The following is a 25,564-nucleotide window of genomic DNA, read 5'->3' on the forward strand; positions in this document are numbered from 1 at the left end:
AAAGTTGGCGAATGATGAATCGCAAGCGAATAATGATTGGCATCACCGGATTGATTCTCGTCATCGGATTGGGAGGGCTCCTGTACTGGAGTCAATCCCAACCCGAGCTCTCGCAGTTATCCGGTGACGATTTAGTAAAAGAAGTGAGTCAACGCTCTTCGGTGACAGAAGAAGAATTGACAGATTTACAGGCAAGGGAAGAATGGGAGGCCGTCCGACTTGTTTTAGAGGACCAAAAAGTTGTGCCGACAGCCGAGCAATTCGCCACAGCAGTGACGCTCGCACCTCTAGACGTGATTGAAGCATACTTCGAGCAAGGGATTGACCCGTTCGAGGAAGTGGAAGGGATTCCCGTTATCACACCATTGTTCAGTGCGAACGGCAGTCCGGATCAATGGAAGTTGACGATGCGTTATGTTGAAGACGATCGACTTCTCGGCATCGCGGTCGACTCGTTGAACCTTGATGCGGTCAAAGAACTCCTCGGACAAGGCTATATGATTCAAGATACCGAATCGGTGTTATTGCAGCCGGTCCGTCACAATCAGGTCGAGTTGACGCAACTGCTTCTTGATAACGGCGCGCAATGGACGAAAGCAATGGAACAGACGGCCAGAGACTACAACTCGGACCTCATTTTAAAGATGGGGAACTAAAAAAATCGGCTTCTTCTCAATCAGAGAGGAAGCCGATTTTTTGAATTCATTTCAATTGAACCGGATGACTGACGAAGAATTGAAGTTGATTCGTGACCGGTAATGTTTCCAATTGATTGAACACGGAATCGTTATATGTCAGTTTTAATCGAGACTTTTCGGCTTCGTGAGCTGGAACTTGACGGTCGAAGTTCTCAGCTGGGCTTAAGCCATTCCCACCGTTAAACGTCCCACGGAAGACGTTCACTTCGAGTGGTCCTTTACTGTACAGACCTCCGTTGACTTCTAGAATAGATCCGACCGCATACACATAGGTCGGTTCGTTCGAGTCACTATACATGAACGCCTGGAGCGTCGTCGGAGTGTCATCAAACTCGTTGATTCGGTTCAACAGAATCTTTCCTTTGGATAACAGGATGAGTGAGTTCCCTTTGTCTGCATCAATCGGAAGAATATTGGCTCGGTCGATGAACGTATCACCGAGCGTGTAGACTGTCGAACTGAAGGAGACGTTCCCTTTAATGGTCAAGTCACCACGTACGATCAGTGGCCGTGCAATCGTCAGCTTCTCGAGTGATTCAATGACGACGTCCCCGTCGAAAAGAAGCGGGGCATTCGACTCGTTGATGGATTCCGTGACATACATGGCGCGATCCGAAATGGCATCCGGTAATGTCACGATGGTCGGGTCGGTGAGGGCGTTGTAGGCATCCGCCCGTAAGTACGAAGTCGGGCGTTCGATAATCGATGTCCCATCTTCCGAGAGCACGCGCTCGAGTTCGAACACTTGATTGGTCGAGCGAATCAGGCCTTCTTCAAAGATTATTGAATCGACGTCATTTGTGTATGCGAGCGGTGTGTCGAGTCGTCGATTTAAAAATTCGATGATTGAGTAGTCGTATTGGAATGGAGAAAAGCGACTCGGGGACACCCCGGCGTCCGCCTTCTCGCCAGCTTGTTCCGTACCTACCGTGAAGTAGTTCTCTTGCTGGCAACTCAAGCAATCGCTCAATTCGACTAAATCGATTCGGCCATTCAGGTGAAGACGACTAGAATCGACATTTTCAATCTGCTTCGCCACACCATCCAATTGGAAGTTCGCTTGACGCATGAAAGCGAGAGGACCACCTGAATAGATATTTCCTTGAATCGTCGGCATGCCGTTTACGTCTAACTGTTGGTCGGACCCGAGGACGTAGTATAAAAAGGACGGGAGAGCCGTCAAATATAAATCTTGTGTGTATTCAACGGTAAGCTCCGGTTGTTCCGGATTCACTTGTCGCGATGCCGTAACGTTCACTTGGAGAATCGTCGTGAACGGCGCCGTTTGAATCGTCGTATCCATCGCATCTTTCTTCAAGTCGATGGAATAGCGGACCTCGCTGTCTGTCGTCAAATCTGTAAACGGCTCGTCACTGACGATGAGCGACTGAACCTTGCTTTGGAATGCCGCTTCCGATTCCATATGAGTCGGGACTTCCGCTTCTCCGTGAAGCGGGAACTGGGTCCGAACCTCATCGGCGATGAGGCGAAGTGCGCTTTTCGCATCTTCATTCAGTTGAGTATCTTCCGTACGGATGACCGTCAATTTATTCGACGCCAAGTTGACTTGCATGGCGGCGAGCGAGAGGACGGCGAGAGCCGCCATCGTCACGAGAACAAGCACGAGGACATATCCGTCTTCACGTTTTCGCATCAGGATGCCTCCTTTCTTAGAATGGGATGGAGCTTTCAAATGTCGTAACAGAATCGGGATTGTTTGATTGAGTCAAATCCATCTCGATTTCGATGAGTCCACCGGTCATGTAAGTCGGGCGTCTCGGATCGAACACGGGATCTTTTAACTGGATGGTCATCCGTTCGACTGTGATTTGTGGATTAGAAGGCGTAAACGAATCCTCTGAGAGAACCAAGTCGGTCGGGACGTATCCCGCCTCCCGGTAAATCATTCCGGCTTCCGATATGTCTGGAGCGGACAATCGATAAAATTGAAACGAGCCGTCCACTTCCGTCACGGCGTCGAATTCGGTCCGGTTCACATCAGAGAGCACGGAGGCAATCAAATAGTCGGCCTCGCTTCGAAGGTCACTCGTCTCGTTCGTCATTTGAAAACCGAGCGTTCCAGTGATAAAGGCCGTAATGATGACGCCACTTAAAATCGAAGCGACGACGACTGTGACGAGCAACTCGACGAGCGTGAAGCCGTCTTCACGTTTCTCCATCTCAGTCAGTTGTCGGGACAGCCGTTTCAGGGAACGGTTCGCGCAATGTCGCATTCGAAATGACTCCTTTCAAGGTGACGGGCGTTTGCAAACGGTCGGTCGTCACCGAAATTTCAACTTCAATTGTATGTCCGGGTGAAGTGGACAGCGATTGAATGGTTGCGATATACGTATCCCCATGGATTCGGGTATCTTCGCAGAAGTCGCACGTCGAGCTGATCCCGTCCCGATTCAACAATTGACGCAGTTCGAGCGGTTCATCAACGGACGCGGCCCGTCGATTTAAAGTATGTAATGTGTTTTGCGCCACTTGGTTCGCAATCGTTTGATTGAGGCTGTCGTGTGTCGTCTTCAAACTTTGGCTGAAAATCGAAAGTAAAGAGAATGAGACAATTGAAAGAACAACGATGGAGACGAGCACTTCGACGAGCGTAAAACCTTTTTCGGAATGCGACAAGACATTGACCTCCTATTCAAAAAAAGTAAAACAATCGGAAAATAACGTATGCAATACTGAATTAAATGTTATTTTTTGTACAATACATATTATACTAAAGTTATACGCTGAACGGATATATAGAATAGAAGTCGGATTAGACACGGGGGGATTTTACATGAAGCGGTATGGGATGCATCTTATCATTTTGATTGGACTCGTCGTACTCGTGACATTACCGACGATTGGACTCGTCAATTACTTAGATGCGTCTGCTGAGTCGAGTGCTACATATAAAAAAGATACGATGGTCGCAGGTGTCGACGTATCAGGGATGACGAAAGAAGAAGCGGACGTTCGTCTCGATAATGCGATTAAAGATTTTAATACGACACCCTTTTCAATCAATTTGATGGATGGGACGGTCATGGAGATTGGAAAAGAAGTCGTGACGTTCGATGTATCGAATACGTTAGACTCCATTAAAGATACAGGTGACTATCCGCTGTTGACATCCGTAGATGAAACGAAAGTCGAGCCTTATCTCGAAGGTCAACCCGTCACGCTGACGATGATTGCCCCGGCGTTGATGGATGCCGCATCGATGTTGGAGTCATCTGTGACATTAGAGCAAGTCGCGGCAGAAAATGAAGTCGTCGCCTCGTTCACTGTGAGTCCGACACCGGCTATGCAGTCAGCCCTTGATCGAATGAACGGATTCGAGATGGCAGCGGGAGACATCTTTAGTCTCAAATCGTTCGGAGAAGATTACGAAGCGCTCACGACACTAGGGTCTTCATTCTATCGCCTATTTGCGGCGACACCGTTCGCCATTCTCGAACGTGTGCCTCACGAAACACTTCCTTCCGGGGTAGAGCTAGGCTATGACACGAAAGTAGATGAGCGCTCGAACTTTGCTGTTCAAAACCGAGAAGACACATCATATGCCATCCTCGTTTTGAATGAAGGGGGTTCTGTGACGGTTCAATTGCTCGGTCAACCTTTTGACGCCGCTTTCGAAGCGAGAGTTGAAGAAGTGAAGACGGTACCGCATCAAAAAGTCGTTCGCTTCTCATCTTCGCTCCCGTCAGGCAGTTCATCGGTCACCCAGTCAGGTCAAGATGGACAGTCAGGTAAGCTCTACCGGGTCACTGTGACTGAAGAAGGGGAGACGTTGGAATTACTCGGGTTTGATTTTTATGCACCGACACCGGAAATCGTGACGAAGAGTTCCGTTCCGCTTCCGCCACCGGATCCGGTCGAACCGGTCATCCCGACATTCCCGGATGAGGACGAGGAAGAAGACCCGTTCCCGAATGATTCGAACGACGACCCATTTGAGGCAGAACCGCCCGTATTAGAAGAACCTGCAGAAGAGGAGGCAGTGGGATGATCGGCTATTTGATTTTACTCGGCTTTTGGGTACTCGCCACATTGACACTGTTCGCTTTATCCGTTCCGATGACGAGAAAACGTGAAACGAAGCTTGTCATCAGCCTGTGGACTGCCCTTCTGTCTGCTGGCGTCTATTTGATGGTAGAAGAATCACTCGTTCAAACATGGTGGGCATGGGTGATTCTTATCGTTGCATTGATTGGAGGGGTGGCTGCGAGCGTCTTTGTCGAAGAACGGAACGACAAGACCGAGCAGGAGGAGGCTCCTCAAAGGATGGTGAAGTAACGTGAGACGAACGAAACGAAGATTAGGTGAGATGCTCATCGAGGCTGCGCTCATTACGACGAGTCAGCTCGATGAGGCGCTTGCACAGAAGCGTCCCGGAGAAAAACTAGGGGATGCCTTAATTCGACTAAACCATATTACCGAGACGCAGTTGATTCAAATGATTCATGAACAGCTGCATGTGCCGATCATTGAGTTGTACTCCTACGACATCAATGTGACGGTCACGAAGCTCGTACCGAAAGCGTTGGCACAAAAGCACGATATCATGCCATTTGAATTGAACGGGAATACGCTTCATGTCGCGACGGCCGACCCACTCGATCTCATTGCCATTGATGACGTCCGTCTTCAGACCGGGATGAACATCGAGATCGGCATCGCCACGAGAGAGCAGATTCGAAAGACGATCAGTCGTTACTACGAGATGGACCACTCCCTCGTCGAAATTTTGAAAGAAGATGCTCCCGAAATCGAACGACAAGAAACAATTAGTCGAGACGATGCACCGATTATCCGCCTCGTGAACCAATTGTTCTTAAGCGCAATCGACCAACGTGCATCGGACATCCATTTCGATCCACATGAGAAGCAACTCCACGTCCGTTTTCGAATTGATGGGGACTTGCGTACCGAGACGGTCTATCCGAAAAAGATTCAGAGCGTCATGCTGACGCGTCTCAAAGTCATGAGTAACCTCGACATCACAGAAAGTCGTCTGCCACAAGATGGACGGATCAAGTACACGCTACGCAATCGCGCCTATGATTTCCGCGTCTCGACGCTCCCGACGATGTATGGAGAGAAAATCGTTATTCGGGTCCTCGACTCATCTCAAGGACTGACCGATTTGACGAAACTCGGATTTGGCGAACGAAACGAACAGGCGTACCGTGACATGCTGAAACGTCCGAATGGAATTATCTTGATCACCGGTCCGACCGGTTCAGGGAAATCCTCGACATTGTATGCTTCGTTAAAAGAACTGAATGATGAGACGAAAAACATTATTACGGTAGAAGACCCGGTCGAGTATCAACTTGACGGCATCAACCAGGTTCAAGTCAACTCGAAAGTCGGCTTGACGTTCGCGTCAGGGCTTCGTTCGATTTTACGTCAAGACCCGAACATCGTCATGGTCGGAGAGATTCGAGACACGGAGACGGCTGAGATTGCCATTCGTGCCTCGCTCACCGGTCACCTTGTATTGTCAACGCTACATACGAATTCAGCAATCAGCTCCATCACCCGTCTCGTCGATATGGGGGTTGAGCCGTTCCTCGTCGCCGCTTCGACGACGGGACTCGTGGCACAACGACTCGTTCGACGCGTCTGTCGTGATTGTGGTCAAGTCGAACCGGTATCGAAGAGTGAACGTAGCCTGTTCGACGCTGAAGGTGTTCACATCGACCAGATTATTCGGGGTAAAGGCTGTGCGTCATGCAACTTCACAGGGTACCGTGGGCGCCTCGCCATTCACGAAGTCATCCCGATTGATGAAGGCTTGCGCCGGATGATCATGAACCAGGCTACCGAGTCTGAGATGGTCGACTATGCCAAGTCACAAGGAGCGACATTCCTGCTTGAGGACGGATTAGAAAAAGTCGCCGCCGGTTTGACGACGACTGAGGAAATATTACGAACGGTCATTACGGAGAATGCTTATGATTAATCAATCGATCGAAACCATCTTGACGAATGCGGTCGAGAAACGCGCCTCGGATATTCATCTGACAGCCGGTTCTCCTCCGATCATTCGAGTAGACGGGAGTCTTATTACGATGGGCGAGGAGAAGGTGTTGCCGCACCATCTCGAAGGATATTTAAAAGAAATCATGACCGACGATATGCGCGAACGTCTCGAGCATGAACGAGATCTTGATTTCTCGTTCGGCGTTCCACGTGTCTCCCGTTTTCGGGTCAACGCCTATTATCAACGAGGCACGATTGCCATCGCGTTCCGGTCCATTTCCGGGGAAATCCCGACTTTGAACGAACTCAATCTGCCGACGGTACTGAAGCGTCTGATTGAGAAACCACATGGTCTTATCTTGGTCACGGGTCCGACGGGTTCAGGGAAATCGACGACGCTCGCGGCGATGATTCATGAAATCAATCGGACGCAGCGAAAACGAATCATCACGCTAGAAGATCCGATCGAGTATTTACATTCCCATGACCAAAGTATTGTCGACCAACGGGAAATCGGCTCTGACGTCATGAAATTTGTGAGTGGTCTAAGGGCCGCCTTACGGCAAGACCCTGACGTCATTCTGCTCGGGGAGATGCGTGACTTGGAGACCATCTCGACGGCGATGACCGCCGCAGAGACGGGGCACCTCGTCATGGCAACGCTCCATACATCGAGTGCGATGTCGACGGTGAGTCGAATCATCGACGCGTTCCCAGCTGAGCAACAGGACCAAATCCGGACACAACTCGCGAACGTCTTACTCGGTGTCGTGAGTCAACGGTTATTTCCACGGATTGATGTGCCGAAAGGACGCGTCGCCGCCATGGAAATCATGTTAGGGAATCCGGCTGTTGCCAACTTGATTCGAAATGAAAAAGAGTTCCAGTTGCCGACCGTCATCCAGACGAGTCGCCAGCACGGGATGCAGTCGATGGATGCTGCCATCGAACAACTTGTTCGGCAAGGGATCATCAATCCGAACGCCGTCCCGACAGAAGAGATGAGGTGATGAGTGATGGCGATATTTCAGTATGAAGGAAAGCTCCTGAACGGGAAGCGTAAGAAAGGTCGCGTCACGGCCGTCTCGCTTCGGGAAGCGAAAGAAAAGTTGCGTCAAGAATCTATTCTCGTAACGGACTTGGCCGAGCTCGAATCGACTGGACTGAACAAAGAGGTCAACTTGCTGCCAGAACGAGTCAAAATCGAACACTTGATCATGTACGTCCGTCAGTTCGCGACGCTCATCCGGGCGGGTGTCCCGATTGTTCGTGCGACTTCAATCTTACGGGTACAGACCGAGTCGAACGTATTGAAGAAAGCACTGAGTCAAGTCGAGGATGATTTGAAGGAAGGGATTGCCTATTCCGAGGCGATCAAAAAGCACCCACGCGTCTTTTCGAACTTCTTTAGTTCGATGGCACTTGCCGGTGAGACGAGCGGGAACTTGGAGGAGGCGCTCGATCAAATCGGGCTCCAACTTCAAAAACAATATGATGTGAAGCGGAAGGTCATTTCTGCCCTCACGTATCCGTTGGTCGTCTCCATCGTCGCCATCGGCGTGGTCGCCTTTTTAATGGTGAACGTCGTCCCGACCTTCGCGAGCATCTTTGGTCAACTCGGCGGTGAGCTTCCGCTCATCACGCGCATTGTCGTCGCGGTCTCCGATTTCATTGCGGCCTTCTGGTGGTTGTTACTCGGACTCGCAATTCTTGGAGTTCTCACCTTCACCTGGATGTTGAAGCGGGACCGGGAACGGTTCGTCATCGATGGCTTGCTATTGAAGATGCCGATTTTCGGAACGATTGTGATGAAATCTCAGATTGCATTGCTAACGCGAAGTTTAGCGGTCCTTCTACAAGCGGCCGTCCCGATTTTGACGGCGATTGAAATCACCGAACGTATCGTATCGAACCGCGTCATCCGGAAAGGGCTGACGGAGGCACGTGACATGATGGCGCAAGGGGTCCCGCTTCACGAGCCGCTCATGCGAAATGCGAACTTCCCGGCACTCATGACTCAGATGATCGCCGTCGGGGAAGAAAGCGGAGATTTGGATTCAATGTTGAACGAAGTCGCTGAGTTTTATGAGACGGAGGTCGAGACGACAACCGACCGCTTGAAGTCGATTATCGAGCCGCTTCTCATCGTCGTATTGGCAAGTGTCGTCGGGGTCATCGTCATCTCGATCGTCGTCCCTATGTTCCAAATCTATGGTGATATTCAGAATCAGTAAAGCAATATGCAAGCTTTTGAAAATATACCTTTTCAATACTATATTTAGAAGGTATAGTAAAATTGTTCTACTTCTATATTAGGTCTAAAGTAATTTATCTAGTTTACACACAGCACATTACGCAAAAGGGGAGAATGAATCATGGTAGAGAAGTTGAAAATGATTTGGCAAGATGCCAAACAGTTAAAAGATGAGCGTGGGCTCACACTCGTCGAGTTACTCGTCGTCGTCGTTATTTTAGGAATTATCGCAGCCATCGCAGTCGTTGCGATTGGTGGGATCATCGAAAACTCGAAGAAAGATGCAATGGTCGCCGATGCGAAGCAAATGGTCAGTGCGGCGAAGTTGTATGTTGCTTCGAATGACGTTGCTACGGGAACTGCAATTCGTTTCGTAGGAACAAAAGGTACTACGGAAGTAGATGCTTCAAATATGATTGATACTATGAAGGATCCGTTCGGTTCGAACTATAATAATGGTGTTGTTTATGTTACAAAAACAGGTGCTAAATACACATATACGGTTTGGTTGGATGGAGCAAAAGACATCGGGACTTCTGCTGCACCTGATGATGCGAGTGCTTTAAATAAAGACTCAGTTGACTAATTTAGTTTTCACTCCGGCTGGCGCTGGGCACTAGCTCAGCCTAGCCGGTTTTCTATTTTTGGCATATACTGACAAAAGGAGGATCCTTCCTTGATTGAATCGATTGGATTCCTATATAGCATCGTCCTCGGGGCGGTCATCACATCGTTCACCAACGTCGTCGGGCTCCGCGTGCCACGTCAGCAATCGATCGTGACGCCGCGGTCACATTGTCCGTCTTGCGGTCACGAATTGTCACCGTGGGAACTCATCCCGATTTTCGGCTATCTCGCCTTAAGAGGCAGATGTCACGGGTGTGGCGAGCGGATCGCGCCGACGTATCCGATCTTTGAATTACTTGGAGCCATTGGATATGGCTATAGCTTTTCACTCTACGGATTCAGTGTGACGACGCTTCTCGCGTTCGCTTTCTTGTCGACCTTACTCGCTTTGGCGATGTCTGATTTATCGACGATGCTCGTGCCGAATGTCATCTTGCAATTCACGGCACCGGTATTACTCCTCCTCACCTATCTGACAGGGGCATCTTGGTGGACGCCACTTGTGGGGGCGTTGCTCGGATTTTCGCTCCTAGCGACCGTCTTTTTCGTGTCAAAAGGGGGACTTGGGGCAGGGGACGTCAAATTGTTTACTATGATTGGTCTTGTGCTCGGTCCGCGTGACGTGCTAGTTGCCTTGTTTCTATCGAGTTTGATTGGGGCAATTGTCGGGATCGGGTTGATGATCACAAAAAAAATCGGGCGAAAGCAACCGATTCCGTTCGTCCCGTCGATTGCGCTCGGGACGATGTTGACGTTTTGGTTTAGTGAAAGTTTTTTTGATTGGTATTTTGAGTTGATGTAGGGGGAAACGATCATGAGTCGTGGGATAGAGAAAGGGACGGTCACGTATTTTTCGTTTGATGCGCTCAGCATCCACGGGGCCGTCATCAAACAAGGGGTGTTCAAACGAAGCGCCTCGGTTCAGTTAGCAAAAGATGCGTATGGAGAAGGGAAGATTCTCGATGAGACGGCGTTCAGTCTCGCTTTCGATGAACTCTGTCGCAAGTTGAAAGTGCGACGCGGGATGACGTGTGCCGTGGCATTGGACGAGACCGAAGTGTTGTCACGGAAAGTCGAGATTCCTTCTTCGATTCCGAAGGACGAGATTCGTGGCTATCTCTTCATGGAAATCGGGAGCTCAATCATCTTGCCGTTCGATGACGTGTCGTTCGACTACGAAGTGTTAGGAGAAGACGGGGTCAAGACGGACGTTATGTTGCATGCCGTTTCGATTGAATTGACGAAGTCGCTCCGTGCGTACATGAAAAAGCGTGGTCTAGCGTTGAAGAAGATTACGCCACGTTCTGTCGCGGTCGCCAATGGGGTCATACGTTTATCGGAGATTGATCCGCTTCAATCGACATTACTCTGGCATATCACGCCGTTTTCACATCAATTGCTCGTCCTTGAGGAAGGGCAGATCCGTTTCATCCGCTCGATTGAACTGGACCTCCCGTACCAAGTCGGGACGAAAGATGGTGTCGTGACCTATACATATGATGGGACCGGTGAGATGAAGGCTAATCAGTTGGATGACTGGTTGAACGAACTCGCTCGCTTCCTCGATTTCTATCGTTACTCGCTGCGGACGGATGGTCGGGCCATCGATGAGTTATACGTCTCTGGAACTGTTCCGGAAGTCGATGATCTTGTCCGTATGATTCAGGCTGAGTCCCTTGTCTCGGTGACGCGTGTCGAGCAACCGCTCGCCATCGCTCACGGGACACCGCTATCGCATCAAATGTTGCCACTCCTTGGGATGGCGACGCTTCAGCGCGATCGGGACACGAACTTCATCAATTCGACGGACGTGACACTCCGTTGGCCGATCGTGACAGGTCTCGTCGCCCTTCTTCTCGGAGGAGGGGCGGCCGGATACTTGTACTATGAGGTCGACCAACTAAAAGCAGAACAGACGCGAATCGAAGAAGAGTTACAGCTCGTTCAAATTTATCAAACGGAACAAGTGAATTCGAAAGCGCAACAAGTGCTCTCGCTCGACCAAACCGTGACGGCGTTGACCGACATGGAAAAGGATGCGGTCCCAGCGCTGCGCGCGTTGACTGAGCAGTTGCCGCCTACTGGCTACGTCTTGACGTATAACTACGCGGATGGTTCCATCATGAGCGTCCGAACCCAATTCGAGACGTTAGAAGACTTGAACGCATTCCAGCGCTCGCTCATGACAGATGAGCGGTTCCTCGACGTCAAACTCCTCGGTGTGACGACGGAGTTGAAAGCGGATGTGGATGCAGAAGAAGAGGAAAACTCATTAGAAGAAGATCCGCTCCCACGCTATATCGGAGAGTTTACGTTCATGTTCCAAGACGTGGAAGACGAGTTGACAGAGGAAGAGGACACGGATGAGGAGGTGGTGAGTCAATGAAACGTTCGACAATCTACGCGTTATTTGCGATTTGCCTCCTTGCCGCAATCGTCGCACCGGCTTACTTTGGCTATACGTATTACGTCAAACAAGGAGAGGTCGAAGCGCTTGAACGCGACCTCTCGCTCGAACAAACAAAACTGGAGTTATTGCGCCAAGAAGGAAAAGCCGTTGATGTAGCGGACTCTCAGACTCTTCAGACACGGGTTCCAACAGTTCCTGCCCTCGACACGGTCGTTGAGGCGTTGTCGCAGGCAAGTCTTCTTGCGGGTGTCAATGTGACAAGTATCGCATTTGCGGATGGCGTTGTGGCTGAGTCAGAAGTACCGGAAACGGTCGAGCCGTTCAATCCGGCTGATGTGAGTGCGACGAATGAACCGGCTGAACCAACGGACGTTGCACCTGTCAACGCTTCAACGGTCCGTTCAACGGTCAACTTGCAAGCAGAGACGTATGAAGCGCTCGTCTCCTTCTTGGAGTCGATCGAGTCGATGAATCGGATTCACGTGTTACGGACGGTTCAATTTACCGGACCTGCCGAGACGGGACCGAATACGGTCGAAGAAGTGCAGTCCCTCGAGTTTACAGTCGAGCTCGATGCCTTCTATCGTCCGGACCTCGACCAACTCGTTCCAGACCGATACATTCCGGAACCGGCGTTTGAGCAAAAGGATATCCCGGTATACGACTATACGACACCATAAGTCGGCACGTCCCTTCGCAATTGAAGGGACGTGTTTTTCGTCGCGGGTAATTGTGTTTAGGAGGCACGTTGCCTACAATCAACAGTGAAGACCGAAACGGGAAGGAACGCCGTTTTGGAAGAAGAGAAGGAGTCGATACAATGAATTCAACACAGAAGCGTGTCATTCTCGCCTCGATGTCACCGCGACGTACCGAGCTATTGACGAAAGCTGGAATCAAGCATGAGGTCATCCCATCGACCGTGACGGAAGGGACAGACGGTCGGGAGACACCGAGTGATTATGTCGCTCGTCTGGCCCGGGAGAAAGCGATGGATGTGGCAAGGCAACACCGTGATGCCATCGTCATCGGCGCGGACACGGTCGTCGTCTTGAATGGGGTCATCTTAGAGAAACCGACAGACCGGGAGGATGCGAAACGGATGCTTGAACGATTATCCGGTTCGACCCATGAAGTGCTGACGGGTGTGAGTATCATCGGTGTGACCCAAGATTTGTTCGTCACGTCGACGCGTGTGACGTTCGCTGAGATTCCTGAAACCTGGCTAGCGGATTATCTAGATTCGACAGAACCCTACGATAAGGCGGGTGCGTATGGGATTCAAGGATCGGGTGGTCTCTTCGTCGAAGGAATCGAAGGGGATTTTTATAATGTCGTTGGATTGCCGATTCATCCGCTCGTCAAGACGCTCGACCGGCATGGGGTGACGCCTCGCTTCCTGTGAACTTGAAAGTAGGTGAAGGAATGACCATGGTGCTTGACCGTAGTGTAGAGACCGCCATCGCCAGATTGCTTCAAATCGGAGGACGGGGACCTGACCCGATGGAGACGGCTCGTCGTATCTCGGACGTCTACCCGACGTTACGGGCGTTGTCACAAGCGTCCGTCCACGACTTATGCAAAATCGAAGGGATGACGAAGAAGAAGGCAGAGCAACTCCTCGCCGCATTCACAATCGGGATTCGATACGTCGAGGAACCGAAAGCGAGTATGCCGACGATTCGTTCGCCGCAAGACGCCTATGAGTTGTTGCGAGATGAATTGAGATTGTTGAATCAGGAGCATTTCGTCTGTTTGTATTTGAATACGAAGAACCAACTGATTGCGCGGAAGACGCTCTTCGTCGGAGGGCTCAACTCGTCAATCGTCCACCCACGCGATGTGTTTCGTGAGGCGCTCAAGTTGTCGGCGGCGTGCTTTATCGCCGTGCACAATCATCCGAGCGGGGACGCGACCCCAAGTCGGGAAGACATCGAGGTGTCTGAACGGTTGGTCGAGGCGGGCAATATCGTCGGCATCGCCTGTCTCGACCACGTCATCATCGGGGAAGACCATTACGTCAGCATGAAGCAGCGGGGATATATGAATGGGTAAGAAGTAGAGAGCAGGCATCGTGATGTCTGCTTTTTAATTTGTACGGTTTACAATTTGTTTTCCCCGAAGTTGCTGTTTTGTAGTTGTGCAAAATCTGTTTTGGTCAAAATTCATTCTTGAGCACCTTTTAGACTTCATCGTTCAATTTTATATCCACCATAATGAATTATGTTTTTGAAATTAGTCTAGGAAAGATGAAATCTGCCAATTATATGATCTTCGCAGCTTGAAGGACGTATATTACACATACATCAGTAGTTGATGGAAGCTGTAACACTCTTTCACCTTATGTGCTATTAGTTTTACGGACTAAATTTACAATAGAACAGAAGACTTAAACTCATATTCGGCGTTTAGTAGTCATAATTTGAATCGAAATCTCCATCTCGTAAATCACTCGCTTAGACATAGTCGAGTTATCGACCCAAATGAACAAATCTGATTGTTGAGAGACTGTTTTGTAAGACAAGATAGAAACTCTGATTACGGGGGAAATGAAGACGTGTTTTTATCGGAAGATTATTTGTACTACAGTGAGGAAGGTTATATAGCTTTCTCAGACTATCCAACACTGTCTGCTGAATATCAGGATGGCGGCTTTGCGCCTCGAGCAGTAGCTATTCACATTATCTATTTTGACAATGAAGACAAACTTAGAATAAAGCATTTTGTCTCAGACGCGAATAATGATATTTCTAACCCAGCAGGTAAGTTCTCAGTGGCCATACATAAATTAGTTCTTTGGGAAAGAGGATTAGAGAATAAAAACCAGTCATCAGGGCTAAACAACTTTATTGAACTATATAACGCATCTAGATATTCAGGATTTGGTATAGTCAAGAAGCTATCGAGCATGCATCATTTAGAGATTATGAACAGATATTTATCAGAAAGAGCATAAATTGATTGTAATAACCACCTCAAAGAACCGCCGCAAACAGTTGGACCAGTATGTTCAATCTCAAAGGTAGTTCAGCGGGTGGTTTTTGTTTGAACTTATTTAATAATTATAAAGATGATTCAGTTCATTAGCCTTAAGAAATTTATGACAAGGATAGAATAGCCCCGTAATAAGAATTGACAGGTTGAAAAAAATGGTAATGACAATTATGGTATAAAAATAACACGCTTTTACTCGTGAGAAATGAGGAAGATGGAGTCTTTTCTAAGATTAGGTTTATCGATGCTCGTATCGAATGAGATCATATCGAATTTCTTGAATGATTCACCATCTTAAATATGTCTTTTATAGATTTTTTTGATTTTTAGTTGACGTTTTATATGTAAAAATATGACTATTAATTAGCGGTATCTATTCGAACTGCAATATATTAATTTAGAAAAATGGTATGATTTAGTTTGAAGGTGAAAAGGAGTCTGTTCATGAAAAAAATATTTTATATTTTTCTTTTAACTGTGATGGCTTTGTCTGGGTGTACATCTCAGCCTTCATCGGAAGTGAAACCTACAGTTTATGAAGGTAGAAACTTAGTTATTGGTGTTATAGGAAGTAATCCAGAGATTAAAGAAGAGAATGTTGAATTTACTGCTATATCTTTCGAAGAACTTGAAGATACTAAATCAACCTCAGAGAGTTTTGACGCAATATTTATTATGCATGATTATTTAAAGCAGGCTGATGAAGAAAAATATTTGGATGTATATAGAAAATTGTCGGTACCAACATTTTTTGTACAATCTACTAAAGGATATTTACCTTTTGTTTTAGAAGACTTATCGTATGAAGATGCTCCTGATATATATGATTCGTATATTGCAGGATATTTGCAAAAGTCGCAAGATGGACATCTGTATTGGGGATTTGATCTTATTGATGGTGTAGAGAATGAAAGTAATGTCAATGAAATGTATACGAGAGTTTTTAAGACCATCGAAAATCTTGAGAAATGAATTTAATATATCTATTTTAGTTGATATATATGTGCGAGGCTGTTCATTTAGGCCATTCGCTCTAAGGTTTATCTCGCGTTCCTCTTTCCTTCACTAATTTAAATAAAAAAGTGAGGAAGTAGACAGTTAGACACTAAATAGTATAGTTAGGCGACCTTTCTAACCTGAGTCCATGTTTCCAGCGGGCTCAGGTTTTTATATAGGAACATTTGCTACTTGTAAGGTGTTAATCATTTAAGAAGGTAAAAACTGATAAGTTGTAGGGAGGAGTATAGTTGTCAAAAAAACATAAGATTAATTTTGTAGGATGGATATTTTTAATGTTCCTGACTCTAAGTAAAGAATTTTATCCTGATTAGTCTTCAATAATAACAACTGGACTTGGCGGTCTAATTTCCATGATTATTGGTTTGTCATTAGTTTTTTATGGAATTAATGATAAACACAAAGATTGTAAAGTCGACAGTTGAATTAATCTTCTCAACGACAAAACCACCTGTTATAGGTGGTTTTGTTTGCTAGATTCTAACAATATTTACTTACTCTTATTAGAATTTAGCATATTCGAACTTGAGTATCTCCATCTTAGTGAGGCGCGAGACCGAGTCGGGAAGACGTCGAAGTGTTTCAGAAATTTATAGAAAAAGGAAATATCATCGGCATCGCAATGTCTGCTTTTTTAATTGATTTCATTCACATTTTCATAGAAGTCTAGAATACAATGGATAGAAAAAACTGATGGACTAAGGTGATACATGTTCTTCTCTGTTCTCGTCCGTGTAAGATTCTAGAGCTATGGAGCCGTTCGATACTCGGTAGTAATAATAGGTGTTAGGGTCATTCATTAATTTGACACTTACTAAGTAATTTTTATCTTTTGGAAGGTTTGCATTAAACGCGGTAACACTCACGATTTCATTTTTAGGGACTTGCTTATCTTCCACTAAATGTTCGTACACCATTTCTTCTAACTGTTCCTTCTTCGAATCAACATAGAGGAACCACCCTCCAATGATTATGATGACAAATATAGTTAAAGTCGTGTAAATTCTCTTTTTCACTATAAATCCTCCTTCGTAAAAAGTGTTAATCATCATTATTAGCGATTCTTTATTGCTCAGGGTTATTCATCTACAGTTAAGTTTCAAATAGACTAAAAACAAGTCAGTCATCTTCCTTCACTATTCAATTGTACTGATTTCGGATAATGCGTATAACCTCATTAAATTTTGGATATAGTTGGAAAATGATGAATGGAAGTGTAGAATTTGAAGAGCGTAGAAATAATGATGCATAAGTTTGTACATAGGAGGTTACCGAATGTCGCGAATCACGATATGGAATGTGATCGGATGGGGATTTCTTCTTTTCTTAGCAGTCAGTAAATCCTTTTTTAGTGAGCAATTGTCCTTGATCACGACTGGTCTAGGCGGATTGATTTGTTTGATGTTGAGTTTGTGGATGATCTATTCCGGAGAAGAAGAGTCATCACAACATCCGAATGAAAGATCTGAATGAACAGTGCTATTTAAACTGTCTTTTGGCCAAAGAGTAGATGATGAATCAAATTGAGAAGAGCGGTGTACGCATATGAATGTACTGTCGGAAAACGAATTAAAAGAAGCCCTTCAGATGATGAAAGATGGGGATTTGACGTATTACGAAAAAAACAAAGAAGCCATTCTCACCAGCATGGTTCAGCATATCGGGTCACCGGACGGCGAACTCCGTGATCGACTCATATACACGATGTTCTTTCGCTTCATCATCGAACAAAAAGACATCGATTTCGACAAGATGAGTGAACTCCTTGAGACGTCCTTGCATGCTCTTTTGTTTCATAGAATTGAGGAAACGCAGTCGGACGCTGTCTTCACGAGAGCTTTCACGACTCTATTGATGGCTTTGATTCTGCATCGAGACGTTGAAGAGGACTTTTTGACAGAAGACCAATTCCGGAAGGCAGCAGAAGGTTTGATTCGATATCTTCAGCTCGAGAGAGATACAAGAGGTTATGTGAATGGCAAGGGATGGGCCCATTCGATTGCCCACGCGGCAGATGCGGTGGACGCACTGATCGCAAATCCGAAACTGGATCCAGCATCATTTCCACAACTCTTCGATGTCATTATCATTCAAATCATGCGTAACGACGTATTGGCGCATAATGAAGACGAACGTCTCATCAATCCACTCCTACGTTTACTCGAACGAGGGATGGATTCTGAAGTCATTCATCGCCATGTAGAACAGCTTCCACACCTCTTGGAGAAACGTAAGCAACATCTTGGCGAGGAAAAATATTGGTACGTCGTCCACAACGTCAAAACATTCTTGAAGAGTCTTTATGTGCGTTTTAATGAAGAGCATCGTCATGACGTGTTACAACAATCTATTCTCGCCACACTGAAAAAGTTGTGATGTGATCAATTAAAGTAGTTTTCTCTAATCGAATCAAGATGTTGATTAGAAAACAAATGAGGTGTTTTTATGGAAAAAATAATTTGGATACTGATGGTCGGATTATCGCTTTTTGTGAGTTATATACATCTAGAACCAACCATCTTCTCTATCGTTGTGTTCATCCTGTTTTTATTTGTGAGCACAGCGCTATTTATGCGGTTCGATCAGGACCACTGGCTCGACCGCGTCTCGCCGCTCGTCGGTGTTGGCGTAGGAGTTCTATCGCTCATCGCTTATCTCGGTATGATCGTGCTCTCTTTCAATGAACTCAATCAACTCGGCATCTGGACGGTACTCGTCCGCCTCCTGCTCATGTACATTGGGATCTACCTTTTCGTCGTGACGACATCGAGCTTTTTGGCAGGAGCGACCCGACTCAAGCCATCCCGCTTCTTTCGACCGGTGTTGATTTTCTCGGTATTCTTTTACGGAGCGATGTTACTGCTTCCGCTCCAACCGGGATTGTAACCGCTCTCTCCTTAGGCAGACGCTCACTTGCGTCTGCTTTTTTGATTTGCCTTTTTGCCGAAAAGAAGGCAAACTAATAGACGGTGAGACAGGACTGAGATGCGGTTATTGTAAATAACCTGTAATCGAATGAACGTTTTCAAACATGATTTTTCCGTTATAATAAAAAATAGTGTAATGAAGAGAGGAGCAACACCTATGTTTCGTAGTTTTAACCGAGAGATCGGAATCGACCTTGGAACGGCTAACACGCTCGTTTATGTAAAGGGTCAAGGAATTGTTGTTCGTGAACCGTCCGTCGTGGCGTTCCGCACAGATACAGGTAGAATTGAGGCCGTTGGGAACCAGGCCAAAGATATGATTGGACGTACTCCGGGGAACGTCTCTGCACGTCGTCCGATGAAAGACGGCGTCATCGCTGACTTCGAAACGACAGCGACGATGATCAAATACTTCATGGAGCAAGCTCAAAAATCAAAAGGCGGTTTGTTCTCATCGAAGACGAACGTCATGATTTGTGTCCCAAGCGGTATCACGTCTGTTGAAAAACGTGCCGTGGAAGACGCTGCGAAACAAGCAGGCGCTCGTGAAGCATACACAATCGAAGAACCGTTCGCGGCAGCAATCGGAGCAGGCCTCCCAGTTTGGGAACCGACTGGCTCGATGGTCGTCGATATCGGTGGCGGTACGACCGAAGTCGCAGTGATCTCACTCGGCGGCATCGTGACAAGCCAATCGATTCGTGTCGGTGGTGACGAAATGGATGATGCCATTATTCGTTACATCAAGAACAAGTACAACCTCATGATCGGGGAGCGTACATCTGAGACGCTCAAAATGGAAGTCGGTTCGGCGCGCATCGATGCATCGAACGAAGCGGAGAAGATGGAAATCCGTGGTCGCGACCTCGTAACAGGACTTCCAAAACAAATCGAAGTCACGTCTGCAGAAGTGTGTGAAGCTCTTTCTGATACAGTCGAAGCGATTTTAGCAGGGGTCAAGCAAACGCTTGAGCAAACTCCTCCAGAACTTGCGGCTGACGTTATGGACCGCGGAATCGTCTTGACTGGCGGCGGCGCCCTCCTCAAAAACTTGGACGACGTGATCTCAGACGAGACACACATCCCGACACTCGTTGCGGATGAGCCACTCGACTGCGTAGCGGTCGGGACTGGAAAATCTCTTGAAATGATGGACGTCCTCCGTTCGAAATCAGGCATCTCGTCACGTCGATGAGAGGTGAGACACGATGAGCCGATTCGTACGTAATAAAAAGCTCATCATCACGCTAATTGTACTGATCTTGTTTTTCGTCATTTTAGGTGTTTCGATTCGAGGACGATCGGAATCAGCCTGGTACCAAGATGTCACGCGTGATGTGGTCGGCACGTTCCAGCGAGTGTTCGCGGTACCAATCGGGTGGATGGACTCAACAGTCTCGTCCATCTCAGATGTCCGCGATATCTACGAAGAGAACCGCCAGCTGAAAGAACATTTGGCGAAGTACGCCGAGGTATCGGTTGAAGCGGATGATTTGCGCCGTGAGAATGAGGAGCTTCGAAAGATGGTCGAAGCAAGAGACGAGTCGTTACGTGACTTCGACCTCATTCCGGCGGAGGTCATCGGTCGGACACCGAACGATTGGCAACGCTACGTCACCATCAACGTCGGTTCAGAACGCGGCGTTGAAAAGGGCATGGCCGTGACCGCAGCGAGCGGGATGGTCGGTCGTGTCATTCAGACGAGTGCTTATACGTCGCAAGTTCAACTGCTCAGCGACAACAACCGGACGAACAACGTCTCGGCTGTGGTCAAAGATGCGGACGGCAAACCGACGTATGGGACGGTAGACGGATTCGACACGGAGACGAATGAATTGTTCTTCACGAAAGTATCGAATAGCGTCAAGCTGAAAGAAGGAGAAATCGTATCGACGTCCGGACTCGGTGGACGTTATCCGGCCGGACTCGTCATCGGTACGATCGAATCGATCGAGACGGATGAATATGGCGTCTCACAAGTCGCCCGGATTAAACCGGAGGCTGACTTCAATGAGTTCTCACAAATGTACGTGATTGATCGGACACTAGACGAACCGTTTTTAACGGGTCCCGAGGAAGGAGGAGCAGCGGGTGAGTAACATGAAAGTGTTCATCGCCCTGTTCCTCCTTTTTCTTATTGAAGGAACATGGGCATCGATTTTTTCTTGGCACTACGCCACGCCGTTTCTTTTGTTGACGCTGATCGGGTTGATGTTTGTCAGTCTGTACGGTCGATGGGAGACGGCACTCGGGTTTGGGCTTGTATTCGGACTGCTGTATGATATCGTCTACACCGACCTGATTGGAATCTATGTATTTACTTTTTCACTCATTCCTCTCTTAGCCAGCTTCGTGTTAAAATATATAGGTGAGAACTTCTTCTCCGTCACCATTACGTTCACGTTTATGATTCTCGTTTTCACCTTTGCGATTTACGGGATCATGGCGGCGATTGGTGGGACGTTGATGACGATTCAAACACTATTGGTTGAACAGATTCCAGGGACGATGCTCGTCAATGCCATCGCCATCGTGATTCTTTATTATCCGATGACGCGTTATGTGACGACACGCCCTGTTGCGAAAAGAGGGTAGCCATGATGGAGCGTAAACGACACATTACGATTAAAGGACATCGCAACGGCATTGCCATTCACTTCAATCCGAAGAGTGGCATCGACGAGGTGCTTACGGACTTAGAAGCGACATTACAAGAAATGGAGCCGCCGTCCGGAAAGATTGCCCTGAAGTTGCACGCGGGTACTCGTTATATTGACGAGGAGCTGTCACGTCAAATTCGTGAGGTCGTCGCTCGTCATGGCGTTTTTTATATTGAAGACTTGTCGAGCGATGTCATGTTGACAGAAGAAGCGAAAGCGACGTACGGCAGAAAGACATTCCACTATCACAGCGGGACGATTCGGAGTGGGCAAGTCTTGACGTTTGACGGTTCGGTGCTCGTGATCGGGGATATCAATCCCGGGTCAGAGGTCCGGGCGACAGGAAGTATTTATTGTTTAGGGACGATACGAGGAAATGTACGCGCCGGTGTCGAAGGATGGGAAGAAGCGGTCATCACCGCGAGCCTGCTCCATCCGAAGTTTTTAGCAATCGGCGAACATGTACTCACAGCCGATGACGAGGAAGAACTTCCTGAGATTGAGATGGGTTGTGCGTATCAGACGAGTGATGGGATTGAGATGACACGTCTCCGCCACGTCATGACAGGTCTGAAAGACGCATATGCAATGGAATTACAGAGAGGGTGAGTGGAATGGAGCAAGTAGTGGAGCCTGTACATACAGAAAAAGAAGTTAAAAACGGCAGAGCCATCGTCGTGACATCAGGAAAAGGGGGCGTCGGGAAGACAACGACGACCGCCAACATCGGGACGGGGCTCGCCTTGTCTGGACACTCGGTCTGTCTCGTCGATACAGATATCGGATTGCGTAACCTCGATATCATTCTCGGTCTCGACAACCGGAGCATTTATAACCTTGTCGATGTCATCACGGGTCAATGTAAGTTGAATCAGGCGCTCGTCCGCGATAAACGCTTCGAGGAGATGTATTTACTCCCGGCCGCACAGTCGAAAGACAAGACGTCAGTGAATCCTGAACAAGTGAAGGAAATCGTTGACCAGTTGAAGACGGAATACGATTTCGTCTTGATTGACTGTCCTGCTGGAATCGAGCAAGGGTTCATGAACGCGATTGCCGGTGCGGATGAGGCGATTGTCGTCACGACACCTGAAAAGGCGGCGGTTCAAGATGCAGACCGAATCATCGGGATGCTCGAACAAGCGGAACATATCGATGCGCCTAAACTGATTGTCAACCGAGTCAAGAATCATCTCGTCGAATCGGGCGACATGCTCGACATCGATGACATCATGCGCATCCTGTCGATCGACTTACTCGGTGTCGTCATCGACGATGAGGAAGTCATCGCAGCCGCGAACCGCGGTGTCCCGGTCACGATGAATCCGGATAACTATGCCGGGCAGGCGTACCGGAACATCACGCGCCGTATTCTTGGCGAATCGGTCCCGCTCATGTCGATTCAGACGGAGACGGCACCGGTCGGCTTCTGGGCACGACTCATGATGAAATTTGGAATGAAAAAAGCGTAAAGGCAACGGAAGTTGCCTTTTTCTGTCGAAAGGAGTGATGCAGATGAAGCTAATCTACGAACGAACACCTTCCATCGAACGGGCGATGCTCGTGGACGGCGAACGATTACTCGAAGTCGAGGAACGGTTTGTCGACCAACTGTCTGTCGGGACCATCGTCGAAGCCGCAATTGAAAGGATCCACCCGTCACTCGGGGCAGCCTTTTTGACGGATGGGGAGACGACATACTTTCTCCCGATCGCAGAGACGCTCCGTGCGCTCGCCTCGTATCCGGAAGTGCCCGCCATCGGGCAAGCGGCAGTCGTCGGAGAAAAGCGACTCGTCCAAGTGACAAAAGAAGGAATCAACGGCAAGCATCATAAAGTGACAGAGAACATTCGATTCGGTGGGCGATATCTTGTGTATTTCCCATTTGGACGTCGTCAACTGTTCAGCCGGAAACTCGACCTCGTCACGCAGGACCGCCTCTCAAAGGCGCTCGACTTAACGGAAGAGGAAGGGGTCTTATTTCGGACGGAAGCCGGACAAGTGGCCCCGGAAGCGTTACAGGAAGAACTGAATCGATTGCGTAACCGTTCGACCATAGTGATCGAGCAAAGGTTCGGGCAAGACGAGCTACTATGCGAACAATTCGTGAGACGTCATGCAGTCGAGTCCGTGCTGTTGAATGACAAAGAAGGGCAAACGCGACTCGAACGATTGGATGTCCCGGTGAAACGTCATATCGGAAAAGGGCGGATGCCTGAAGCGAAACGTCTCGATGGAGCCATCGAGAAACTGGAGAGTCGTGCCGTCTGGTTGGATGGTGGGGCGTTCGTCTTGATCGAACAAGTCGAGACGATGACCGTCATCGACGTGAATAGTGGCAAAAATGTCGCCGTCAAAGACAAGGGGCGTGCGGCCGATACCATCAATGAAGCCGCGCTCTATTCGATCATGGAGCAGTTGCGTCTGCGAAATATCGGCGGCATGGTCATCATCGATTTCTTACGTGGTTCAAAGGAAGGGCAGACCCGTCTCCTTAAAAAGATGAAAGAACTCGGGGCGCGTGACCCACGACGTGTCGAAGTGTACGGCTTCACACGGATGGGGCTGTTCGAGCTGTCGCGGGAACGGACCGGGCGCTCGATTCAAGACCGGATGTTTCATGCCGGTAAGCCTTCAAAATTGGCCATCTTCTCACAGTTTGAACGGTCGCTCCTTGATTTGAATGATCAATACGAAGCGGTCGTGCTCTCACTCCCTAATAAGTGGCATGACGCTTCTTGGCACGGATTTGACATTGAGGTGCACCTCGTCGAAGGGGAGCCGGAGTTCGTCTTTTATGGGACGTCCGAAGAATGTCAGAATTTCTTATCTCGTCGTTGACAATGATTAATTGAGAATGGTATTATCTATAACGTTAGTTCGTTTGGAAGCACCCAAATGGCTACAACCGCACAGAACGGGTTTTTAAAGGTTTTTGCCCTGCCCAGGATGGCGAGTCTGAGTTTAACAAGGAGGTGCACGTATATGTACGCAATCATCAAAACAGGTGGTAAGCAAATCAAAGTTGAAGCAGGTCAAGAGATCTACATCGAAAAACTCGATGCTGATGTCGAAGGTACTGTAGAATTCGGTGAGGTTCTTTTCGTTGGTGGTGACGATGTTAAAGTCGGCGCTCCACTCGTAGAAGGCGCTAAAGTTGTCGGTACTGTGGTAAAACACGGCCGCGCTAAGAAGATCACTGTCTTCAAAATGAAAGCTAAGAAAAACTACCGTCGTAAGCAAGGTCACCGTCAGCCTTACACGAAAGTTCGCATCGAGAAAATCGAAGCGTAAGCTATGATTCGGGTCAAGGTAAGACGAGACGAGGCGAAGTCGATTCGCTCCGTCGAAGTGACTGGTCATGCCAATTTTGCAGAACCTGGTTCTGACTTGGTGTGCGCCGGTGTTTCAGCCATCATCTTTGGTGCCTATAACGCCGTCGAAACGCTTGCGGGTCAATCGCTTCTTGTAGAAATGGCAGATCAAACAGAGGGTGGTTACTTTTATGTCGAGACGTATCCTGACTTATCACCGCAGGATATGGAACGCACCCAACTGTTATTAGAAGGGATGCTCGTGCAGTTAGACACGATCGCCCAAAGCTACGGTGAATATATCCAAATTGAACAATAGGAGGTGGACCTCATGTTACAATTGAACCTTCAGTTCTTCGCTTCGAAAAAGGGAGTTGGTTCGACTAAAAACGGTCGTGACTCAATTTCGAAACGTCTCGGTGCAAAACGCGCTGACGGACAAACAGTTTCAGCTGGATCAATCCTTTACCGCCAACGCGGTACAAAGATTCACCCAGGTGAAAACGTTGGCCGTGGTGGCGACGACACTTTGTTTGCGAAAGTTGACGGCGTAGTACGCTATGAGCGTCTTGGTCGCGACAAGAAACAAGTGAGCGTTTACCCAGTCGCGTAAGTTGAACGACGCAGAAGACTCTAGCCACTTATTTGGTTAGAGTCTTTTTTTCTAGGAGAGGA

Annotated in this window: 30 protein-coding genes and 1 other annotated feature; of the genes, 26 read left to right on the forward strand and 4 right to left on the reverse strand. The window is 48.0% G+C overall.

Going from position 1 to position 25,564, the window contains the following annotated elements:
* Positions 1-11 precede the first annotated feature (11 nt).
* Positions 12-656 (forward strand): hypothetical protein, encoded by a 645-nt coding sequence (locus tag GVY42_RS00315; protein WP_159561974.1) that lies wholly within the window; start codon positions 12-14, stop codon positions 654-656.
* A 46-nt stretch (positions 657-702) separates the two neighbouring features.
* On the opposite strand, the gene GVY42_RS00320 is transcribed toward GVY42_RS00315, so the two are convergent.
* The 3 genes from GVY42_RS00320 to GVY42_RS00330 are packed head-to-tail and all read right to left on the reverse strand — an operon-like array spanning position 703 to position 3,335.
* Entirely contained in the window at positions 703-2,352 is a 1,650-nt protein-coding gene (locus tag GVY42_RS00320) for a hypothetical protein (protein ID WP_159561975.1), read from the reverse strand.
* 16 nt (positions 2,353-2,368) lie between these two features.
* Complete coding sequence (locus GVY42_RS00325; RefSeq protein ID WP_235439549.1) at positions 2,369-2,932, reverse strand: prepilin-type N-terminal cleavage/methylation domain-containing protein; 564 nt, start codon at positions 2,930-2,932, stop codon at positions 2,369-2,371.
* Positions 2,880-3,335 (reverse strand): prepilin-type N-terminal cleavage/methylation domain-containing protein, encoded by a 456-nt coding sequence (locus GVY42_RS00330; protein ID WP_047795513.1) that lies wholly within the window; start codon positions 3,333-3,335, stop codon positions 2,880-2,882. Before GVY42_RS00330 ends, GVY42_RS00325 begins: the two co-directional genes overlap by 53 nt.
* 157 nt (positions 3,336-3,492) lie before the next feature.
* On the opposite strand from GVY42_RS00330, the gene GVY42_RS00335 reads away from it, so the two are divergent.
* The 13 genes from GVY42_RS00335 to GVY42_RS00395 all read left to right on the forward strand — a co-directional run bounded on the left by GVY42_RS00335 (position 3,493) and on the right by GVY42_RS00395 (position 15,943).
* The gene (locus tag GVY42_RS00335; RefSeq protein ID WP_159561976.1) at positions 3,493-4,707 is read left to right on the forward strand and encodes a G5 domain-containing protein; all 1,215 of its coding nucleotides are present in this window, start codon (positions 3,493-3,495) and stop codon (positions 4,705-4,707) included.
* The gene (locus GVY42_RS00340; protein ID WP_159561977.1) at positions 4,704-4,994 is read left to right on the forward strand and encodes a hypothetical protein; all 291 of its coding nucleotides are present in this window, start codon (positions 4,704-4,706) and stop codon (positions 4,992-4,994) included. Before GVY42_RS00335 ends, GVY42_RS00340 begins: the two co-directional genes overlap by 4 nt.
* 1 nt (position 4,995) lies before the next feature.
* Entirely contained in the window at positions 4,996-6,666 is a 1,671-nt protein-coding gene (locus tag GVY42_RS00345; RefSeq protein ID WP_159561978.1) for a GspE/PulE family protein, read from the forward strand.
* Complete coding sequence (locus GVY42_RS00350) at positions 6,659-7,696, forward strand: type IV pilus twitching motility protein PilT (protein WP_031421415.1); 1,038 nt, start codon at positions 6,659-6,661, stop codon at positions 7,694-7,696. The genes GVY42_RS00345 and GVY42_RS00350 overlap by 8 nt, the downstream gene beginning before the upstream one ends.
* Positions 7,697-7,702: 6 nt before the next feature.
* Positions 7,703-8,920, forward strand: coding sequence for a type II secretion system F family protein (locus tag GVY42_RS00355; protein ID WP_159561979.1), 1,218 nt, complete (start codon positions 7,703-7,705; stop codon positions 8,918-8,920).
* A gap of 141 nt (positions 8,921-9,061) precedes the next feature.
* A complete protein-coding gene (locus tag GVY42_RS00360; RefSeq protein WP_159561980.1) occupies positions 9,062-9,526 on the forward strand; it encodes a prepilin-type N-terminal cleavage/methylation domain-containing protein in 465 nt (154 codons plus the stop codon).
* Positions 9,527-9,616: 90 nt separating this feature from the next.
* Entirely contained in the window at positions 9,617-10,369 is a 753-nt protein-coding gene (locus GVY42_RS00365) for an A24 family peptidase (RefSeq protein WP_159561981.1), read from the forward strand.
* Between the two features lie 12 nt (positions 10,370-10,381).
* The gene (gene pilM / locus GVY42_RS00370) at positions 10,382-11,953 is read left to right on the forward strand and encodes a pilus assembly protein PilM (protein ID WP_159561982.1); all 1,572 of its coding nucleotides are present in this window, start codon (positions 10,382-10,384) and stop codon (positions 11,951-11,953) included.
* Positions 11,950-12,657 (forward strand): hypothetical protein, encoded by a 708-nt coding sequence (locus GVY42_RS00375; protein ID WP_159561983.1) that lies wholly within the window; start codon positions 11,950-11,952, stop codon positions 12,655-12,657. The genes pilM and GVY42_RS00375 overlap by 4 nt, the downstream gene beginning before the upstream one ends.
* 140 nt (positions 12,658-12,797) lie before the next feature.
* Positions 12,798-13,382 carry a nucleoside triphosphate pyrophosphatase gene (locus tag GVY42_RS00380; protein WP_159561984.1) on the forward strand — a complete coding sequence of 195 codons (585 nt, stop codon included), beginning with the start codon at positions 12,798-12,800 and terminating at the stop codon, positions 13,380-13,382.
* 20 nt (positions 13,383-13,402) lie between these two features.
* On the forward strand, positions 13,403-14,032 hold the full coding sequence (gene radC, locus GVY42_RS00385) for a DNA repair protein RadC (protein WP_015881143.1): 630 nt from the start codon (positions 13,403-13,405) through the stop codon (positions 14,030-14,032).
* 445 nt (positions 14,033-14,477) lie between these two features.
* Positions 14,478-14,933 (forward strand): sce7725 family protein, encoded by a 456-nt coding sequence (locus GVY42_RS00390; RefSeq protein ID WP_256369440.1) that lies wholly within the window; start codon positions 14,478-14,480, stop codon positions 14,931-14,933.
* Positions 14,934-15,415: 482 nt separating this feature from the next.
* Positions 15,416-15,943 (forward strand): hypothetical protein, encoded by a 528-nt coding sequence (locus tag GVY42_RS00395; protein ID WP_159561986.1) that lies wholly within the window; start codon positions 15,416-15,418, stop codon positions 15,941-15,943.
* 743 nt (positions 15,944-16,686) lie between these two features.
* Here GVY42_RS00395 and GVY42_RS00400 read toward each other — a convergent pair.
* Complete coding sequence (locus tag GVY42_RS00400) at positions 16,687-17,004, reverse strand: hypothetical protein (protein WP_159561987.1); 318 nt, start codon at positions 17,002-17,004, stop codon at positions 16,687-16,689.
* Between the two features lie 259 nt (positions 17,005-17,263).
* On the opposite strand from GVY42_RS00400, the gene GVY42_RS00405 reads away from it, so the two are divergent.
* The 12 genes from GVY42_RS00405 to rpmA all read left to right on the forward strand — a co-directional run bounded on the left by GVY42_RS00405 (position 17,264) and on the right by rpmA (position 25,502).
* Entirely contained in the window at positions 17,264-17,461 is a 198-nt protein-coding gene (locus GVY42_RS00405) for a hypothetical protein (RefSeq protein WP_074037499.1), read from the forward strand.
* Positions 17,462-17,533: 72 nt separating this feature from the next.
* A complete protein-coding gene (locus GVY42_RS00410) occupies positions 17,534-18,364 on the forward strand; it encodes a DUF2785 domain-containing protein (protein ID WP_159561988.1) in 831 nt (276 codons plus the stop codon).
* Between the two features lie 69 nt (positions 18,365-18,433).
* On the forward strand, positions 18,434-18,874 hold the full coding sequence (locus GVY42_RS00415) for a hypothetical protein (protein ID WP_159561989.1): 441 nt from the start codon (positions 18,434-18,436) through the stop codon (positions 18,872-18,874).
* Positions 18,875-19,072: 198 nt separating this feature from the next.
* Positions 19,073-20,110 carry a rod shape-determining protein gene (locus tag GVY42_RS00420; RefSeq protein ID WP_074037493.1) on the forward strand — a complete coding sequence of 346 codons (1,038 nt, stop codon included), beginning with the start codon at positions 19,073-19,075 and terminating at the stop codon, positions 20,108-20,110.
* Between the two features lie 13 nt (positions 20,111-20,123).
* On the forward strand, positions 20,124-21,014 hold the full coding sequence (mreC, locus tag GVY42_RS00425) for a rod shape-determining protein MreC (protein WP_047795500.1): 891 nt from the start codon (positions 20,124-20,126) through the stop codon (positions 21,012-21,014).
* Between the two features lies 1 nt (position 21,015).
* Positions 21,016-21,510, forward strand: coding sequence for a rod shape-determining protein MreD (mreD, locus tag GVY42_RS00430; protein ID WP_049759982.1), 495 nt, complete (start codon positions 21,016-21,018; stop codon positions 21,508-21,510).
* A gap of 5 nt (positions 21,511-21,515) precedes the next feature.
* Positions 21,516-22,184, forward strand: a complete 669-nt coding sequence (locus tag GVY42_RS00435; protein ID WP_230872790.1) for a septum site-determining protein MinC — start codon at positions 21,516-21,518, stop codon at positions 22,182-22,184.
* A gap of 5 nt (positions 22,185-22,189) precedes the next feature.
* Entirely contained in the window at positions 22,190-23,047 is an 858-nt protein-coding gene (minD, locus tag GVY42_RS00440; protein ID WP_015881151.1) for a septum site-determining protein MinD, read from the forward strand.
* A gap of 43 nt (positions 23,048-23,090) precedes the next feature.
* Positions 23,091-24,416, forward strand: coding sequence for a ribonuclease E/G (locus GVY42_RS00445; RefSeq protein ID WP_159561990.1), 1,326 nt, complete (start codon positions 23,091-23,093; stop codon positions 24,414-24,416).
* A gap of 55 nt (positions 24,417-24,471) precedes the next feature.
* Positions 24,472-24,545: a sequence feature (ribosomal protein L21 leader region), on the forward strand.
* A gap of 15 nt (positions 24,546-24,560) precedes the next feature.
* Positions 24,561-24,869, forward strand: a complete 309-nt coding sequence (gene rplU, locus GVY42_RS00450; protein WP_015881153.1) for a 50S ribosomal protein L21 — start codon at positions 24,561-24,563, stop codon at positions 24,867-24,869.
* A 3-nt stretch (positions 24,870-24,872) separates the two neighbouring features.
* Positions 24,873-25,208: a ribosomal-processing cysteine protease Prp gene (locus GVY42_RS00455; protein ID WP_015881154.1), complete on the forward strand. Its 336-nt coding sequence runs from the start codon at positions 24,873-24,875 to the stop codon at positions 25,206-25,208.
* A gap of 12 nt (positions 25,209-25,220) precedes the next feature.
* A complete protein-coding gene (gene rpmA / locus GVY42_RS00460; protein WP_015881155.1) occupies positions 25,221-25,502 on the forward strand; it encodes a 50S ribosomal protein L27 in 282 nt (93 codons plus the stop codon).
* The last annotated feature ends 62 nt before the right edge of the window (positions 25,503-25,564 follow it).

The sequence above is a fragment of the Exiguobacterium sp. 8A genome, assembly GCF_902506275.1.
GTDB classification, from domain to species: Bacteria; Bacillota; Bacilli; order Exiguobacteriales; family Exiguobacteriaceae; genus Exiguobacterium; species Exiguobacterium profundum.